Consider the following 15,673-nt stretch of genomic DNA (forward strand, 5'->3'; position numbering starts at 1 on the left):
GCTCATAGGCCGCACATCCCCTCGCACTCATTGCCGAATAAATCGGCCTGTCCATAATCTGTAGCGCAGCTAAAATCGACTAGGTCGATGGGTTGGCATGATCGATGTAGATATGGCGTGCCTTTTAAAAGCAGGTGTTGACCATTTCGAATGCGCTCATCCAAATAGACAATGTCATTCCATGAGCCCGGATCGTTATGCTTAATATCTCGCCACATCGCGTCGCTGTGGTACGGGCAGAATGTGCACGCCGATTTCGGTGGGGTAGGAAATCCGTGTTTGTGCATCCATTCGACGCATTGCAGCCGATGTATTCTCCGGTCAACAAGCGGATAGCTGTTGCGTATCCAGCGAAACCGCGCGGGCTTCATCCGATGCGCTTCGTCAAACGAAATACCGATTATTTGCTGAACAATTGGCTCTATCGGTCCGCGCGATTTCGGCTTTACCCCGGCCAACTCACGAACTTGACGCATAATAGGATCGAGTTTGTAATCCTGGGTGCATTGCCGACGGGTCATGCCGACGCTGCCATCCGCATTTTTTACAAAAAAAGCCGGCCTGCCCCATGCGCCGCGAATTCCGTCGCACGCATCCAATAGCTCTTGACGTAGACTGCCCGCAGTTACGCGGATTACTGGGAACGATAGTTGAGATTCCAGCCAATTTAGCCAGGTATAGACGTGCTCAGGTTCCGATTGGGTATCGGCAAAAATCGCATAATCCGGCTTTTCAATTTCACCATTCTCAGCCATTAGTGCCAGTGTTGAAGATTGGACGCCGGCGCCGAGTGATAGAATTTTAAGCATTGCAGTACTCCAAATCAGCCATACCGCTTCCCCAACACCGCCCCAATCTCATCAATGTGCGGCTGCAAGGCCCGCAACGCTTGCGGGTCGCGCTTTTGCAGCAAATCGACCACGGTTTTCAAGGTGTCCAGCGCTACCGACAAGCCGCTAAACTGCGGATTGATGCGCGAAAACGCCTTGGCGAATTTGGCATGCGCGTCAGCCAGCTGCGACAGCACACCGGCTTTTTCATGAGCCGGAATCGGCGAATTGTCCAGCTCGCGGGTTGTGGTCAACACCAGCCGGGCAAAATCCTCAATCATGTTTTTGTTCAGCTCGTCAATGCCTTGCTCGCTGATTCGGTACGCCGCCCGCGCCGTGTCCCAATCGTCGCCGCGTTCTTTTGCCAGCCGTTTCCATTCGCGCGCCGTGTCGTAGCTGACATTGCCGCATGCAGCCGCAGCCGTCAGCGCCATGCCTTCAACGTACATGCGGCGGACGTTGGCTCGGGTTTCCGGCGTGTGTGCCATGGGTTCCCCTGGTTACCAGTGAATCTGGCGTTTGATTAACTCAATCGCCGCAGCGGTAATTAAGCCGCTGATCGCACCACCCACCGCGCCGCTTTTGGCAATGTCTACGGCTTGGCGTTTGTCTTCCGCTTCCAGCGCGGCAACGCGCCCGCCCATGGTATCGATGTGCTTCATTAGTCGGCTCTCCATGGCGTTCATCTGCTCTTTGGAGGCATCTTCTATTCGGTGCAAATCTTTGCGGATCACTTCAATCTGCACCATCAAGCTTTGATGCATCACCCGCAGCTCGCCGGTCAACTGCCCGAGTGCTTGGGCGACGGCGGTATCGTTTGGATCACTCATGCGGCCTCCTCAATCCAACGCACAAATCTGAGGAATTCACGGTGGGATATGCCGCTATTCATTGCATCCAACAGCTGTTCATGCAGATCCACTACGGAGTCGTGCATTAACCAAAACTCGCGAACCGCACATTGATTTTCACGGTACATGTCTTCCAACTTTTGATTGACGGCCTCGTCAAAGCGATGCGTTATCGCGGTTTCGCTGATAAATGACCTTGCCAATGCCGAATGCTCGATAGTCAATGCGGAGTGAATAGTCGCTGCGGCTCGTATCGCCCGGTAGCCGCGCTTAATGCGCTCGGCTAAAAAGAAAATCTGTTTTCGAGTCATGTGGCCTCCTGGTTAGTAGTTTGCTGCATAGCGCCATCTCCATAACGGGCAGTAAAGTGTTTGCAGGTTGGAGCTTACGCGCGCGCGCGCGGCTTGCTTAGGCTGGAAACGTTTCCAGCGCTGCCGGTTTGGGGTGCCAGGCGTAGAGTGCGACGCCACACCAACCCGATAGGACATGCTCATGAAAAAGGCACTAGCGTATTTAATCACTCGCGCGGCGGGGCTATTCCTGCTGGCGGTATTCACGGTATTACCCGTGGTCGGCAGGCTGTGGCAATTTTGCCGAACGCGGGAATTGATTAACCTATGGATACCCATCCGCATCATCCAATGGCTGCTCTATCTGCCGATACACGTGTTTTTGGTGGTAATGGTTAGGCCCTGGCTGGCCTGGGTAGCGGTGAAATGGTTCAGTACCGAGAACAAACTGGGCCTGCAACCCTGGCTGTTTTGGTTTATGACCATCGACAACCCGCTGACCGGTGATGAAGGCTGGCAGACCAAACACATCCCGCCCGGATCGGACCCGCTGAGCGACGAAAACCGAACTGACTGGGCGCGCCGCAACGGCTTCAATTGGTTTAATCACTGGATATTGGGCTGCAAAAACGACGAAGTGTGGGCGCTGTTCAACCTGGCGATACAGAACGAGCATTGGCTATGGGTGCGCCCGGATGGCTATTGGATGGTGAGAGCGTACATCCCCTGGGGCAAGCGCTACTTGAATCTGTTTTGGGGCTGGTCACTCTTCGGTGAGATAGACGGGCGCTGCAAATTTACCGTGACCACCCGCTTTAAAGATCACAAGCCGGGGTAAGCCATGTTTGCAAAACTCTACGGACCCGATGACCACCAAGTGTTAGTGAAGCTGGATGAAGGCGACGAAGGGCCGGAGGTGCGGTTCTATTTCAAACCCGCCGGTCTGGGTATCTGCTCCTCGGCGTTGATCTTCAAAGATGACACCGACGATGCCTGGGAGAAAGCCGAAGCCGCATTCGCCAGTATCGACGAACAAAAAGCGATGGTGGTCGTTGGGGAAATAAAAGAAAGCCTAGCCAAGCACTTTAGCGACGGTCAATCGACATGAGCCCCGACGAACTTAAAAAAATCGCCGCCAAAATCGGCAAGTGCCTGGCCCTTGCCGGCAGCGACAACCCGGCGGAAGCCGAAGCCGCTCGCCGCCAAGCTGAAGCACTGATGAAGAAATACAACCTCACCAGCGGTGATGTGGCCGCGGCGGAAGTGCATGAAGAGGCTATCGATACCGGCGCGCCGTACAAAATGCCCATATACCTGGGCCGCCTGTCGGTGATCATCGCCCAGGCGTTCGGTTGCGGCACCGTCTGCGAGCTGGGCTTTGTTCATATCAACACCGCCGTCAAATTCTTTGGCTTGGGTTTAAAGCCCGAGCTGGCAGCGTATACCTACGAGGTATTGCGGCGGCAGGTCGGCAAGGACCGCGCCGCTTACAGCGCCACGCTCAAACGCTACAAACGCGCCAACCGCATCCGCAAGGCCGATTTGTTCTGCCAGGCCTGGGTCAGTCGCATAGCCCGCCAAGTCAACGCCTTTGCTGGCAACGAACAAGAACAGGCCGCCATCGAAGCCTACAAAGGCAACCGATACGGCGACCGCCTGGAAGCCGACCCACGCGCCGCCGCTAAGCCTAAGCAGAACAACGACTGGCAAGCCCAAGCCGCCGGCTTTCGAGCGGCTGAGGATGTGTCGTTGCATAAGCCGGTGCAAAGCAAACGTGGGGTGTTGTTGGGGGCAAGTTTGTGAAAGTCGGCATCTTGTTCCGTTTAGCCTCATTTTGGATCGGCGCGCACTGGTCGCCATATAACAAGCGGCTCTGCATCAACCTGATTCCGTGCGTGACGGTTTGGGTGGCTTTACCGGGTGGTCATTCGCCAAGCATGCCAACAGGCAATGAATAACTGGCAAGCCCGTGTCGATAGCAACTACCAGCGCATCAAAGCGTATTACGAAGGTCGCGGCGGCACGCGTTGGCAGGATGTCACCGCCGATCCGCGCTTCTTTAACCGGGTCTGGCGCAACATGTTGCGGCTGCCCAAGGGCGATAACCCACCACCCAAGGAGTATCGATGAAAGCCTTTTTTGATAGACCGCTATTTACCGGCAGCGCCGCCGTGGTGGCCTTGCTGATATGCGTCGCCATGCTGGCCGGCGAAGGATGCAGGGTAGTGGCCGGGAGGTTGCATGCTCAATAAAGTCCAATTGATTGGCCGCCTGGGCGGTGATCCGGACGTGCGCTACCTGCCGGACGGCACGGCTACAGCCACTATCAACCTGGCGACCACCCGGCGCTGGAAAGACCGCAACACCCAAGAACGCAAGGAAGAAACCGAGTGGCACCGCGTGGTGTTCTTCAGCGGCCTGGCCGATATCGCCAAACAATATCTGGCAAAAGGCGCGCAAATCTACGTCGAAGGCCGTTTGAAGACCCGCAAATGGCAAGGCCACGACAACCAGGAGCGCTACACCACCGAGATTATCGCCAACGATATGAAAATGCTGTCCGGCAAAAAAGACAGCCCGGCGCAAAACCCTAACATCCCGCCGACTGCGGCGGATGATTTTGACGATGAAATTCCCTTTTAAAACGTACCTTAGGAGCACACCATGGAACTAGGCATAGACTGGAGCCAAAACTCCACCAAACGCGGCGTTGTCTGGCTAATCGCCGGCATCATTGGCATTTATTACAGCTGGGGCACTCATGACGTCAACCAACTGCTGTCGGTGGCATCCGCCGTGGCGGGCGGGTTGGGTGTTGGAATTAAAGATTGAACTAAACTAGATACACCGGGGATAGGGTAATACAAGACCCGCAAGGGGAATAGACCTGGCCGTGCTTAAGATCGGCAAAGAGTCCCCGGTTTTTTATCACACGTCAACTGCAGTAAGAATGATCAACGTATTGTTTTTTGCCGCTGCCGCTAAATGTATAGCAGCCGCCACGCGGGCCAATATGGTAATTGCCGTTGCTTGGTGTCGAGGCTACGCCACCGCCAGAGCCGCTGCCGGACGATCTGCTTCGGCCAGTTGAATAACGCCGTTTGCTGTAGCTGCCACCAGACGACCTCCGTCCCCTCACAGCCATCAGGCTGCCGCAATCTGCGCGCTCCCATTTATCCTTGGCCTTGCTGTCTTCAGTAGTTTGCCACTGCATATTTGATGGTTGATCCAATCCGCCGCAGGCTAGCGGCTCGATATGGTCAATCACATAACCAGGGCATGGGCCTTTGGCACTGCCATTAGCGGGACAAGGATTGGATTGTTTAAACTGGCTTATTGCGGCTTGACTGCGCACTTGGCTTGCGTCCGCAGTATTCATCATGGCTGCGACAAACGTCGCGATAATTACAAGTGTTGATTTCATCAAGGTTCCTTCTTAACGTTGTTGTCTCGTATTTCGTAGGGTGGGCATGCCAATGCCCACGCGGTTGGGCCGTTAATGTCGCGTGGGCACAAAAACCGTGCCCACCCTACGGGCTGACGATTTCAAAAGGCATTGGCTTTCTTATGCCAGAAAGAAGTTTTGTCCCGTTAGCCACATCAAGACCGGCGGCGTTCAATTTTGCAACGCGCATTTCTTTAAAAGTCTTGCAGGATAATACCTCAGCCTCTTTTTCGAGCCACAATAGTTCGGCATAAAGCCGTTCGTGGCTAATGGCATTACCAAATTCACGTAATGCAAATAACAGCAACTCTTGATTTGCGGTATAGGTAAGTTGCTCGCTGAGTATCTGTAATATTAAAAATCTAATATCAGACTCTCTAAATTCATCCAGCCTTTGATTATATTGTTCATTTAATTGGGAATTCATGGCTCTAGTGAAAAGTCAGTGTTGATTAGCAGAGTATTCACAGTGCTTCATGTGGAAATATCATTAGCGGCTAGAAGTACGATGCTAATAACGCCTATCGCCAGCCCTATCAATATTTCGTGCCATTTAAGATTTTTATTAGTCTTTGACCTGCTTGGCTTTAATTTCCCTTGTTTATCGACCTCAGCATGGCAATGTGGACATGACAATGTCGGTTGCGCTGACATTTGCATGATGAACACCCAGAAAAAGCCGAATAGCGCAGACAGCCAGATAATCCCTAAATAACCGGTTGCACCCATAACAGCTGTAAAAATCAAGGCCAAAAATGCCGCGCTGAACGGCTGAAGTCCGCTTTTTTTTACCCCCATCTTGCCTTGGTAACCGCATTCCAGGCACAGCATATTATCTACGTGGCTGTTGTATTTCTTCAGGTCTTCAAGAATGTCAGTAGGTACCATGCTTGGTAATGTGCTTGGTTGATTCATTCCGTTTCTCCAGTTAATTGTTTAGCCTTTATATTCAGTCGCTCAATTAGTATCACATCCTCTGCCGTTGGCTGCCAAAAGCTCGCCATCGCACGAATCAAGCCAGGCGCGGTTTGGCTGGTCGCCGTGATCTTGCCTTGGGTTAGTGACGCATCGCCGAAACCGTTTTTTTCAATATGCTGCCGTTCCGCTTCTTCAAACTCCGTTAGCCACCAATCTTCCAGGCCAAAATAGGCAATCATCCCGTTGACCTGGCTGCTCACTCGCTTTCCTCGCCGGCCTGTTCATGATGCACCGCATTGGAATGCACGCCGACGATCAAACCATTATCCACCGTTGTATACGAGGGCGGCATGTCCATCGCCGTCACGCTTTCTGATATAGCGTTGGCTCGCTCCAAGGCTCTACCCGTTTCTGCCAGCAGCTTGCTCACACCCACCTGTACCTCCGGACCGCTGTGTCTGAAGTTATCCAGCAGCGCTGCTTCGCGCGGATTGCTGGCGCTGCTACCCGTTTGTAAGCCCGTCAATACATAAACAATGTCCACGCCAGCACGGGCGATGCCGGCCAGGTAATCAGAGTCTGGCGAGCGCTCGTCTTTCTCGTATTTCAGCTGCGCTTGCTTCTGTACGCCGCCCAATTCGCCAAAGGCCGGCTGGCTTAATTTCAGGCGCTTGCGTTCTTCTTTCAATCTATTACCAATAGTACTCATACGGATACCAAATAAATGTTGACAAGTACTCAAACGAGTACCACAATGTACGCAACTGAATTACACAACAGGAGCTTATCACATGACAGCAGCAGTCGATAGAGACAAGGCGATCCACGCGTTATGGAAACGTGGGACAAACCTCAAAAAATGGGCCAAAGCAGAGGGCTACGGCTACCGAAATGCCTCAAACGTCATTCGCGGCACCAGCCGCGCCCACTTTGGCCAGGGTCGTGAGATTGCCGAGAAATTGAACAAGCTAATCGAGGAGACCAGCAATGTCTGAACAAGAGATAGATTTGGGCATTGGTTCGTCACCCTTGCCAGAGCTGGATAAGGGTATCCAATTGCCTACCGTTTCCGAAGTGATTGACGGCAGTGCGTTTGATAGCGATTTAGTGCCGCTGCTTAACGGCGGCGATACCGCGCAGTTGCAAACCTGCTTGGCTGATTTTGGTTTGGTCGCGATGTCTGCCGAAGAGTTTATAACCGCAGGTGTTGATGCTTTAAACAAAAGCTTGGTGCAGGCCTGCAAAGCCGGTGTCGCGTTTTGGGCAGCGCAGGAGTCGCTAAAAAATACGACTCCGCCCGGCGGAGTCGAGAATTTTAAAGAGTGGATCGATAAAGCCGGACTTCCGCAGCAGCGTGTTTACGAGTGCATCCGGTTAGCCAAATACTACGCCAGACTACCCGAGAATCAGCGCGGCAAGATGTTGGCTATCGGCAAGAAACAAGCCCTGCTACTCGCCAAGATGCCGCAAGAAGTGATTGACCGCGTCGCCGAGAACGGTACCGACGTCCTCGACGAAGCGGAAACCATGACCTACGACCAACTGCGCGACTTGTTAAAAACCGCAGAACGGCGCAATCAAAACCTGAATGCCGAGGTGGAAAACCGCGACGCAGTCATCGCCAAGCTAAAGCAGCGCGACAACCGCGACTACATGTTTCTGCCGCAAACCATCAAGGCCGTTAAAGCCGGCCAGATGCAAGCGCCCACCCTGATGGAGTTTGCCGACGCGTTTAACGCCTGGATAGACCGCTACGTGCAACGCCAGCATCCGGAGAACAAGCACGTCACGCGACAGCAGGTTTGGGGCGAACTATCGCCGCTGCCACCGCATGCCGACTTGCTGGAGATGAAGCGGCAAGCGGTGGTGCTGACCGTCAAGCGGGCCAGCATTATCCACAAATCGCCGGCACTCGGTTTGAGTGATGACGAGTTGGCCCGGCTGGCACATCTGTTAGAACCGCACCTGGACAGCAATCGCCGGTTTTGGTGTCCCAAGCCCGACAAGTTGCTGAATATCCACCGCAACGCCGCGATCATCAACAACGCGCATCGCGAGAGTATTGCCCGTCAAGCCCGGCAGTTCAATTTGAGCAGCCGGCAGATTACCAATATCCGCCGCCAGGCCGACACCGGCATGCAGGTGGATTTATTCGATTGACCCAAACAAGCCGCTCGGCGGCAACGGCTCCAGCGGGCGGTGAGCTAAGACAAAAAACACCCGCAGTCGACCCGGCGCTTTACCTCCCGCTGGCGAATCGGCCGATTGGCCCCATGTTACGGGGCTTTGTTTTATTAACGGAGATCGACAATGATTCATCACCTAAAAACGTTTCCCGCATTTTTTGAGGCAACCGCGCGTTATGAAAAGCTCTTTGAAATACGCAATAATCGCGATCGAGGATTTCAAAAGGGCGACACCGTGATACTTTGCGAATACGATCAAATCAACGATAGGATGACAGGCCGGGAAATTATGGCAAAGATCACCTACGTACTGAATTTTGCGCAGCAGACGGATTGGGTGGTGTTTGGGATTTCGATAATCGACAACCTGCCTAATTGAAATACAGCCCCTCTAAGCCGCATAACGCCATATCCCGCCACCGTTATCTATCCCAAAAGTCTTTAAACGTTTCTACGGGTTTTTAAACGGGTTTTGAACGCGGTTCCGTTTGCGTTATCAGACGGTATCGAATCGAATACTAACACCATCCCCCTGGAAACATTTCCAGCCTCGTTTACACCCGCCCAAATCCGGATACTGACCGCAACTGAATTGTTGAGGTCGTCATGTCCAAACCCGCCGTCAAAGTTGTCGCTCTGGCTTTTGAAATTGCTGCCGATGCTGCTGCGCCCACTACAGCGCATCTGCTACCGGTCGGTCCATTTCGCGCCACCGATGGCCGTCCCTACGACTGCGAAGCCTGGCAATTGGATGCGTCCATTGCCGCCAATGTCATCTTGCGTTTGCGCGACCGTGCAAACGACACGCTGATCGACTACGAACACCAATCCCTGCGCACTGAGCATAACGGCCACCGTCACCAACGATAAGTACGAGGCCACTATTGATGTGCAACGTACAGACGTGGAAGACGATGATTTCGGTCATTACGCCACAGTGGCTTATGGTCACGGCGAAGCAGCCTCTCGGCTGATGGATGAAATCATGTTTTCGGCCTTGCTGGCTGGCTGGTCTACCAACTGTTACGACGACCAGTTCTTTTTCGATACCGATCACCCGGTGTATGCCAACACTGACGGTACCGGTGCGGTTACCGCCACCTCGAACATTCAAGCCGGTGCCGGCGCGCCGTGGTATTTGTTCGCGCCCAATGCGCCGGCATTGATCTTACAAGAGCGCGTCCCGGCTACGCTGGAGTCGCAAACTAATGCCAACCAGTCTACCAATGTCTTCGAAAACGACGTGTTCAGTTTTGGCGGCAGATGGCGCGGAGCGGCGGCTTATGGTTTCTGGCAATGCTGCTACGGCAGTAAAGCCACGCTGGACGCCACCAACTTTGCGGCCCTTTACGACCGGATGCTGGCCCAAACTGGCGACGGCGGTATCAAGCTGGGCACGGTGCCTAATCTGCTGGTTTGCGGGCCAACCAATCGTGTCGCCGCTGAAAATCTGCTGACCAAACGTACCCTCGCGACCGGCGAAGACAACATCAACTACAAAAAGGTCGAGCTGCTGGTTACCCCCTGGGTAGCGTAAGCGCCGATTTGATTGCCTCGCATTAGGAGACTGAAATGCCCAAAGTTTATGTCCGCGTTAATCCACGCAGCCAAATCAGCAAGCGCCACCGTTGCGCGATTGAGTTTACCCAGACCTGGAAAGAGCTGGAAGACATCGACGCCGCCACCCGCGCCGCGCTGGAAGAAGACCCCTATCTGGAAGTGAGCGAAACCCCGACCGTGTTGGTTGAGGTGGCCGCCGCCGTCCAAACCGCCGCTCCGGAAGCCAGCGGCAACCCCATACAACCCACCGAGAGCACAGCGCAGCAGAACTCGGCGGACGCCGCACAAGGAGATAGTGAGCAAGTAGGCACGGCGTCCGCTGCTGATGGGCAGGCAACGGAGATAAACGATGTTAAAGATTCTGGCCTTAACGGGGTTATTAATGACCCATCCGATTCAACCTCCGATGCGCCGGAAGTCACCAGTGGTGCTGACGCAGGGAAAATTCCTGGTAGTCAACAGGAAACCCAGGCCATCCAGGATGAAGCCGGGGCCGAGTTATCCGCTGCCAAAACGACGCAAGCCTCGGTAGCTGAAGCGGGTGTTGATACCCGTCTCGAAACGATCAAAGCGGCCATTGCACAACTCGACCCCAACAACGCCGAGCACTGGTTAAGCGATGGTAAGCCGGTTATCGATGCTGTGTCTGCGTTGGCCGGTTTCAAAGTGCTGGCCGCTGAACGCGACCAAGCCTGGAACCAAGTTAAAACCCAAGCGGTAGCCGGCTAATGCCCTTCGCCACCCGCGCCGATCTACTGGCCCGCAGCAATGCGCGCCGCGTAGCGCAACTGGCGGTACCGGCCGATAAAGCCATGCTGCCGGAAGCGGCGCTGCGGGTTGCCATCGACGGTGGCGACTTGACCGGCTACACCGCTGATGAACAAGTCGCGCTGGCCTTGGCGCTGGATGCGATTGATACAGCGTTGACCGATGCCGATGCATTATTGCTGAGTTACGGCCTGCCGGACACGCTGCACACCACACTGGTGGCCCGGCTGTCGTCTACCGTGGCGCTGTATTACCTGCAAAGCGCGGAGCGCATGACGGACGACGTGGCGAAAGCCTACCAAGGCGTGATCGACACGCTGAAAGCCCACGCCAACGGCACCTTGAATTTGATCCCGCCCGAGCCGACGCTGCCCGGTGATCCGGTTGTCTCGGAAGACCTGGTGCAGTTCGAAAGCTCGGCGCGGCGTTATGGGTCATCGTCTACCGTGATTGAGGACTGGTAATGATTTCGCTGACACCTTTGATTGCGCATCTGACGCCCAAGCCCGCCGATTTTGCCCAGCCCTGGTTTAGGCAAGTGGCCGGTGCGGCCGAGTTTGCCCAAGTGCGTCCTGAGGCGTTACCACTGCCGGCCTGTTGGGTAATACGCGCCGCAGACAAGGTGAGCCACGCCGGCGAGCGGGCCGAGAACGTGACACTGGGCATAGACATCGTGATTGCTATTGAGAATGTTCGCAGACATGGCCCCGGCGAGACGGACGACGTGTTGTTGCAATACCGGCTAGCGGTGAAAACCCTGCTGCTCGGCTGGGAGATTGATACCAATGTACGGCCTATCCAGTTCAGCGGCGGCCAAGTGCTGGAATACACCGACGGCGACATTTATTGGCGTGACCGCTACGAGTTCGACGCCCTGATTACCAACTATTTACCCGATCCAGGCCCCTACGACAGCCTGAATTACATAGGAGCACCTGCATTATGAGCATGGCATTTGATTACATTCCCGCCTCGCTGCGCTATCCGGGCGTTTACATCGAAATCGACGGCAGCCAGGCCAGCCTGGGCGATAACATTCCCGCCGTGCTGCTGGTAGGTCAAAAACTGGCAGCCGGCACGGCGCCAGCCGGCGAAATTGTCCGCATCACGTCCGTGTTTGATGCCCAGCAAAAATTTGGCGTCGGCTCCATGCTAGCGCAAATGGCCGCACGTTACCGGGCGGTGGATGAGTACTTTGACGTTTACGTGCTGCCGTATGCCGATAACCCGGCTGGCGTGGCGGCGACCGGTAACATTACTGTTACCGCTGCGGCAACCGCAAACGGTACGCTTGCTTTATATGTCGCCGGCAAGTTGATTGATGTGGGCATTACCACGGGCATGACCACCGCGCAAATCGCTACCGCCATTGCAGCGGCGTTTACCGATTTGGACATCCCGGTCACGGCAGCGGCAGTGGCCAGCGTTGTCACGCTAACCGCTCGGCATATAGGCACGTGCGGCAACAATATCGATATTCGCCTGAATTTATACGGCGAAATCAAACCGACCGGCCTGGGTTTGACGCTTACTGCGATGACCGGCGGCTCTGGCGATCCGGCACCCGGTAACCTGCCAACGCTGCTGGGCAGCAACCGCCGCTATCGCTACATTGCGCTTGGCATTAACGATGCCGCTACGCTGGCTGCCTGGCACGCAGAAAGCCAACGTCGTTACCAACCGCCGGTGCAGGGCGGATTTAGAGCCTTTACCACGTATCGTGGCGATGCGGCGGCAACGATGACGTTTGGCGAGACTAAAAACTACGAGCACGTATGCGACCTGGCGTTGGAGATTAACCCCACGCCGACGTGGGAGATGTCTGCAATTTTGGCTGCAGCGGCGGGGCCGTTTTTGTATACCAATCCGGTCAGATCGTTGGAAGATGTACCTTTGCCGGGCGCCATTGGCGTGACGTATTTCGACGATTTCCCAACCGCGAACAGCCTGTTGTTTAAGGGTATGTCGGTGATGAGGGTGGCGCCGGACGGCAACTGCTACATCAAAAGCTTGATTACGATGCACCAGTATGCGCCGGATAGCAGTGCCGATGACGCTTATCTGGACATCAACACGCCCGAAGTGATGGAACGCATCAGGGAATCGCAAATCGCCACTGCCAAAAAAGCTTTTACCGGCACAGCGGCAGCGGAAACCAACGAGGGCTATAAGCCTGGGCTGCGCATCACCACCGTGGACTCGGTCACCTCGCTTTTGTTGAGCCATTACCAAAACGTGTTGGTGCGCGAATATGGGTGGTGCCAAAAGTACGTGTACTACAAAGCTAATTTGTATGTCGAGCAAGACCCGGACAACCCATCCCGATTTAATTTCAGGGACACGCCGGTGCCGTTGTCGCCATTCAAAATATTGGCTGGCCGCGCGCAGTTTGTTAAGCGGGTTTAAAAATCTCCCCCTGCCCCTCTTTGGCAAAGAGGGGGTTATCTCCCCCTTTAACAATGGGGGACCAAGGGGGATTTAAAAACAGGTTAAACGCACTTTATGGGAGATTTAAACCATGGCTGAATTAAATAACATCCGCACCGTCTCGGTGCCATCTATCGGCAAGCTGCCGCTGGGCGCCCAGCCGGGCACGTTTACCCCGGCAGGCGAATCGCGCGAGCACAAGCCCGGTCGGCTGCCTCAAGACGGCGGTTTTTTGACCGGCAATAAGCCGGCGGTGCTTGAGCTGAATATCAACATTCAGGCTGGCGTGGATCTGGACGCGATCAACGCGATAAAAAACGAGGACGTGACGATCCGCCTAACCAGCGGCCAGGTTTACATGATGTCGCAAGCGTTTAGGTCTGGAGATCCGGCGGGCTGGGGGGATGGTGAAAGCAAGATCACCATCATGAGCAATACATCTGAGCGGATTGCGTAGGGGGCGATATGGGTAACGCAGAGCGGCAAGCGTGGGATTTTAATACGATAAAGGAGTTTGATGATGATGGCGGAGTTTCTGGATATGGCAGGGGTCCTGTCATAATTGGAGGTATTAGATTTTTTTGTACGGGCTCGAGTCTATTAGCTCATGGAACGAGGAACAATTATATTTCTGCGGGGGATTTTTATCAAACGTCTCTAGGTGAGGTGGTCTTGGATACTGGTTCCGTCCTCGCCGCAGGGATGTCGCTCGCTGGAGCCGCTGGTTCCAAGATTGATAACGTAAATTTAAAATGGTATGAAGATTCTGCCAGTACTGTCGAGGTTGTAAATTCTGGAGGATCGGGCGCAACAATCAATCTCACGTATAATTTAGCCGCAGCTAGAGCGGCTCTTGGGGGCGCCCCGTCACTTCTTGTGCCTGTTTATGTTTACGACTATACATTAATCAATTCCATAATAATTAGGCTATCAATGGGTGATGCAACATTCGCCAATAACTATAGCTACTCATATGGCGTCAGTAATGTAGGGGGGTTAAATCTTAAAAAGAACGGCTGGCATCTGATATCAGTAGGTTCATCTGATTGGGTTGGCGCTGGTACTGTCGATTGGGGAAACCAAACTATTAATGCCGTTAGAATTTCGTTTTTAAATGCAAGCGGAGCCAACAATGCAAAAATAGCCATCGATAAAGTTAGGATTAATAATAGAGCGAAAGCCAAGATTTTGCTTATGACCGACGGCACGTATACCGAGCAATGGGATGTCAATCGTAAATTATTAAATGCATTGAATTTAAGAGCAACATTTTCAGTCACTGAGGGCGAGCAAAACGTACCCGGCCGGATGACAAGTAATCAAATATTTCAGCTGGCCGATGAAGGAAATGCGTTCGTACCACGTAACACAATTGGGTTCAATAGCATGAATGCTGATCAATGCATTGCTAATGCAAAAAAGGCTCAGGATTTTATCAAGTCGTTTCTAGGGTCAATTGGTGAGATGGGGTCTAAGTTTTTTACCTTTAATCAGGGTCAATATTTTGCCGCTGGTGGCATCACGGGTGATATGACTGTTGTCAATCGAATGTCATCTGAGCTAGGTATCGTTGGCGCGAGAACAACGGAAGCGACAAACTCGCCGGGGTATATGATACTGGGCGCGGGTGCCTATCCACCTAATATTATGGTAGCCCCAATAATCGGCAATTGGGCCGGTAATACTATAGCGGCACTGCGGAGCAATATCGATACCGCTATAGATAGAGGGGCTGCAATAGTATATTTCAATCACCGTGCACAAAATATTGCAGGGTCAATTGAATCAACGGAGCTTGTTCGTTCTATATACGAGTATGTCGCGTTAAAAAAATCACAAGGGTTGATAGATGATGTGACGTGGCCGGAGTTTTATTACGGCGCATAAAGCAGAAAGAATGGAGAATTGAAATCATGAAACTATTAAACCCCATAAGCTTTGGCAAAACCCAAATCACCGAACTCAAATTCCGCGACTACACCACCGCCGCCGACTACCTGTCATACGACAAACGCGGCGGTGTGGCGCAGCGGGTAGCGTTGATCGCTAGTTTGACCGGCACCGACGAATCATTAATCGAGCAGCTGCGCGGGCCGGATTATCTGCGGGCCGAGAAGATCGCCACCGACATGATGCTGGCGGATGAACTGGAGGCGTTTCCGAAGCCCGGCGACGCGGAGAGTGCCCTGGAAAAAAAGTCGGACGCATCGTCATAGCCGTGGCGTTGGTGACCAAGGTGTTGAATCAACCGCTACCCATCGCCAAAGCCTTGCCGCTGGCCGAATTGTTCATGTGGGCCAAGGTGGCGGCGGCGATGGATGGCAGGACGTTTGAATAATAAAGATAATCTGACGCGGTGGTCTCTGGAAACATTTCCAGCCTGACTGCCGTGCACCCG

General features: G+C 53.8%; 28 protein-coding genes. 19 read left to right on the forward strand and 9 right to left on the reverse strand.

Features of this window, described 5'->3' with window-relative positions; translation table 11 throughout:
* Positions 1 to 2 precede the first annotated feature (2 nt).
* The 4 genes from JWZ98_RS11150 to JWZ98_RS11165 are packed head-to-tail and all read right to left on the reverse strand — an operon-like array spanning position 3 to position 1,992.
* Complete coding sequence (locus JWZ98_RS11150; protein WP_205454301.1) at positions 3 to 809, reverse strand: hypothetical protein; 807 nt, start codon at positions 807 to 809, stop codon at positions 3 to 5.
* A 14-nt stretch (positions 810 to 823) separates the two neighbouring features.
* Positions 824 to 1,318 carry a DUF1804 family protein gene (locus JWZ98_RS11155; RefSeq protein WP_026600528.1) on the reverse strand — a complete coding sequence of 165 codons (495 nt, stop codon included), beginning with the start codon at positions 1,316 to 1,318 and terminating at the stop codon, positions 824 to 826.
* 12 nt (positions 1,319 to 1,330) lie between these two features.
* Positions 1,331 to 1,660, reverse strand: a complete 330-nt coding sequence (locus tag JWZ98_RS11160; RefSeq protein ID WP_026600527.1) for a hypothetical protein — start codon at positions 1,658 to 1,660, stop codon at positions 1,331 to 1,333.
* Positions 1,657 to 1,992, reverse strand: a complete 336-nt coding sequence (locus tag JWZ98_RS11165; protein ID WP_205454302.1) for a hypothetical protein — start codon at positions 1,990 to 1,992, stop codon at positions 1,657 to 1,659. The genes JWZ98_RS11160 and JWZ98_RS11165 overlap by 4 nt, the downstream gene beginning before the upstream one ends.
* A gap of 181 nt (positions 1,993 to 2,173) precedes the next feature.
* Between JWZ98_RS11165 and JWZ98_RS11170 the strand changes: the two genes are divergently transcribed.
* The 7 genes from JWZ98_RS11170 (at position 2,174) to JWZ98_RS11195 (ending at position 4,803) form a co-directional block, all read left to right on the forward strand.
* Entirely contained in the window at positions 2,174 to 2,809 is a 636-nt protein-coding gene (locus JWZ98_RS11170) for a hypothetical protein (RefSeq protein ID WP_205454303.1), read from the forward strand.
* Between the two features lie 3 nt (positions 2,810 to 2,812).
* Entirely contained in the window at positions 2,813 to 3,079 is a 267-nt protein-coding gene (locus JWZ98_RS11175) for a hypothetical protein (protein ID WP_205454304.1), read from the forward strand.
* Positions 3,076 to 3,774, forward strand: a complete 699-nt coding sequence (locus tag JWZ98_RS11180; protein ID WP_205454305.1) for a DUF2786 domain-containing protein — start codon at positions 3,076 to 3,078, stop codon at positions 3,772 to 3,774. The genes JWZ98_RS11175 and JWZ98_RS11180 overlap by 4 nt, the downstream gene beginning before the upstream one ends.
* A 147-nt stretch (positions 3,775 to 3,921) precedes the next feature.
* Positions 3,922 to 4,101, forward strand: coding sequence for a hypothetical protein (locus tag JWZ98_RS11185; protein ID WP_205454306.1), 180 nt, complete (start codon positions 3,922 to 3,924; stop codon positions 4,099 to 4,101).
* Positions 4,098 to 4,223 (forward strand): hypothetical protein, encoded by a 126-nt coding sequence (locus tag JWZ98_RS23400; protein ID WP_275899210.1) that lies wholly within the window; start codon positions 4,098 to 4,100, stop codon positions 4,221 to 4,223. Before JWZ98_RS11185 ends, JWZ98_RS23400 begins: the two co-directional genes overlap by 4 nt.
* The gene (locus tag JWZ98_RS11190) at positions 4,213 to 4,614 is read left to right on the forward strand and encodes a single-stranded DNA-binding protein (RefSeq protein ID WP_205454307.1); all 402 of its coding nucleotides are present in this window, start codon (positions 4,213 to 4,215) and stop codon (positions 4,612 to 4,614) included. The genes JWZ98_RS23400 and JWZ98_RS11190 overlap by 11 nt, the downstream gene beginning before the upstream one ends.
* Positions 4,615 to 4,635: 21 nt before the next feature.
* Entirely contained in the window at positions 4,636 to 4,803 is a 168-nt protein-coding gene (locus JWZ98_RS11195) for a hypothetical protein (protein WP_205454308.1), read from the forward strand.
* Between the two features lie 103 nt (positions 4,804 to 4,906).
* On the opposite strand, the gene JWZ98_RS11200 is transcribed toward JWZ98_RS11195, so the two are convergent.
* From JWZ98_RS11200 to JWZ98_RS11220, 5 genes are all read right to left on the reverse strand, one after another.
* Positions 4,907 to 5,395, reverse strand: coding sequence for a hypothetical protein (locus tag JWZ98_RS11200; RefSeq protein ID WP_205454309.1), 489 nt, complete (start codon positions 5,393 to 5,395; stop codon positions 4,907 to 4,909).
* A 106-nt stretch (positions 5,396 to 5,501) separates the two neighbouring features.
* On the reverse strand, positions 5,502 to 5,843 hold the full coding sequence (locus JWZ98_RS11205) for a hypothetical protein (RefSeq protein ID WP_205454310.1): 342 nt from the start codon (positions 5,841 to 5,843) through the stop codon (positions 5,502 to 5,504).
* A 47-nt stretch (positions 5,844 to 5,890) separates the two neighbouring features.
* Complete coding sequence (locus JWZ98_RS11210; RefSeq protein WP_205454311.1) at positions 5,891 to 6,331, reverse strand: hypothetical protein; 441 nt, start codon at positions 6,329 to 6,331, stop codon at positions 5,891 to 5,893.
* The gene (locus tag JWZ98_RS11215) at positions 6,328 to 6,594 is read right to left on the reverse strand and encodes a hypothetical protein (RefSeq protein WP_205454312.1); all 267 of its coding nucleotides are present in this window, start codon (positions 6,592 to 6,594) and stop codon (positions 6,328 to 6,330) included. The genes JWZ98_RS11210 and JWZ98_RS11215 overlap by 4 nt, the downstream gene beginning before the upstream one ends.
* On the reverse strand, positions 6,591 to 7,043 hold the full coding sequence (locus JWZ98_RS11220) for a helix-turn-helix transcriptional regulator (RefSeq protein ID WP_205454313.1): 453 nt from the start codon (positions 7,041 to 7,043) through the stop codon (positions 6,591 to 6,593). Before JWZ98_RS11220 ends, JWZ98_RS11215 begins: the two co-directional genes overlap by 4 nt.
* Before the next feature lie 82 nt (positions 7,044 to 7,125).
* On the opposite strand from JWZ98_RS11220, the gene JWZ98_RS11225 reads away from it, so the two are divergent.
* The 12 genes from JWZ98_RS11225 (at position 7,126) to JWZ98_RS11280 (ending at position 15,491) form a co-directional block, all read left to right on the forward strand.
* A complete protein-coding gene (locus JWZ98_RS11225; protein ID WP_205454314.1) occupies positions 7,126 to 7,329 on the forward strand; it encodes a hypothetical protein in 204 nt (67 codons plus the stop codon).
* Complete coding sequence (locus JWZ98_RS11230; RefSeq protein WP_205454315.1) at positions 7,322 to 8,494, forward strand: hypothetical protein; 1,173 nt, start codon at positions 7,322 to 7,324, stop codon at positions 8,492 to 8,494. The genes JWZ98_RS11225 and JWZ98_RS11230 overlap by 8 nt, the downstream gene beginning before the upstream one ends.
* 150 nt (positions 8,495 to 8,644) lie before the next feature.
* Positions 8,645 to 8,899 carry a DUF3850 domain-containing protein gene (locus JWZ98_RS11235; protein WP_205454316.1) on the forward strand — a complete coding sequence of 85 codons (255 nt, stop codon included), beginning with the start codon at positions 8,645 to 8,647 and terminating at the stop codon, positions 8,897 to 8,899.
* Between the two features lie 227 nt (positions 8,900 to 9,126).
* Positions 9,127 to 9,390, forward strand: coding sequence for a phage protease (locus tag JWZ98_RS11240; RefSeq protein ID WP_205454317.1), 264 nt, complete (start codon positions 9,127 to 9,129; stop codon positions 9,388 to 9,390).
* 19 nt (positions 9,391 to 9,409) lie between these two features.
* A complete protein-coding gene (locus JWZ98_RS11245) occupies positions 9,410 to 10,057 on the forward strand; it encodes a Mu-like prophage major head subunit gpT family protein (protein WP_205454318.1) in 648 nt (215 codons plus the stop codon).
* 35 nt (positions 10,058 to 10,092) lie between these two features.
* The gene (locus tag JWZ98_RS11250; RefSeq protein ID WP_205454319.1) at positions 10,093 to 10,809 is read left to right on the forward strand and encodes a hypothetical protein; all 717 of its coding nucleotides are present in this window, start codon (positions 10,093 to 10,095) and stop codon (positions 10,807 to 10,809) included.
* A complete protein-coding gene (locus JWZ98_RS11255; RefSeq protein ID WP_205454320.1) occupies positions 10,809 to 11,312 on the forward strand; it encodes a phage protein Gp36 family protein in 504 nt (167 codons plus the stop codon). The genes JWZ98_RS11250 and JWZ98_RS11255 overlap by 1 nt, the downstream gene beginning before the upstream one ends.
* Positions 11,312 to 11,794, forward strand: a complete 483-nt coding sequence (locus JWZ98_RS11260) for a hypothetical protein (protein ID WP_205454321.1) — start codon at positions 11,312 to 11,314, stop codon at positions 11,792 to 11,794. Before JWZ98_RS11255 ends, JWZ98_RS11260 begins: the two co-directional genes overlap by 1 nt.
* The gene (locus JWZ98_RS11265; RefSeq protein WP_205454322.1) at positions 11,791 to 13,254 is read left to right on the forward strand and encodes a hypothetical protein; all 1,464 of its coding nucleotides are present in this window, start codon (positions 11,791 to 11,793) and stop codon (positions 13,252 to 13,254) included. The genes JWZ98_RS11260 and JWZ98_RS11265 overlap by 4 nt, the downstream gene beginning before the upstream one ends.
* Positions 13,255 to 13,366: 112 nt before the next feature.
* Positions 13,367 to 13,732, forward strand: coding sequence for a phage tail tube protein (locus JWZ98_RS11270; protein WP_205454323.1), 366 nt, complete (start codon positions 13,367 to 13,369; stop codon positions 13,730 to 13,732).
* A gap of 8 nt (positions 13,733 to 13,740) precedes the next feature.
* The gene (locus JWZ98_RS11275; protein WP_205454324.1) at positions 13,741 to 15,162 is read left to right on the forward strand and encodes a hypothetical protein; all 1,422 of its coding nucleotides are present in this window, start codon (positions 13,741 to 13,743) and stop codon (positions 15,160 to 15,162) included.
* A gap of 26 nt (positions 15,163 to 15,188) precedes the next feature.
* A complete protein-coding gene (locus JWZ98_RS11280) occupies positions 15,189 to 15,491 on the forward strand; it encodes a phage tail assembly protein (protein ID WP_205454325.1) in 303 nt (100 codons plus the stop codon).
* The last annotated feature ends 182 nt before the right edge of the window (positions 15,492 to 15,673 follow it).

This window comes from Methylomonas sp. EFPC1 (assembly GCF_016925515.1).
Classification (GTDB): domain Bacteria; phylum Pseudomonadota; class Gammaproteobacteria; order Methylococcales; family Methylomonadaceae; genus Methylomonas; species Methylomonas defluvii.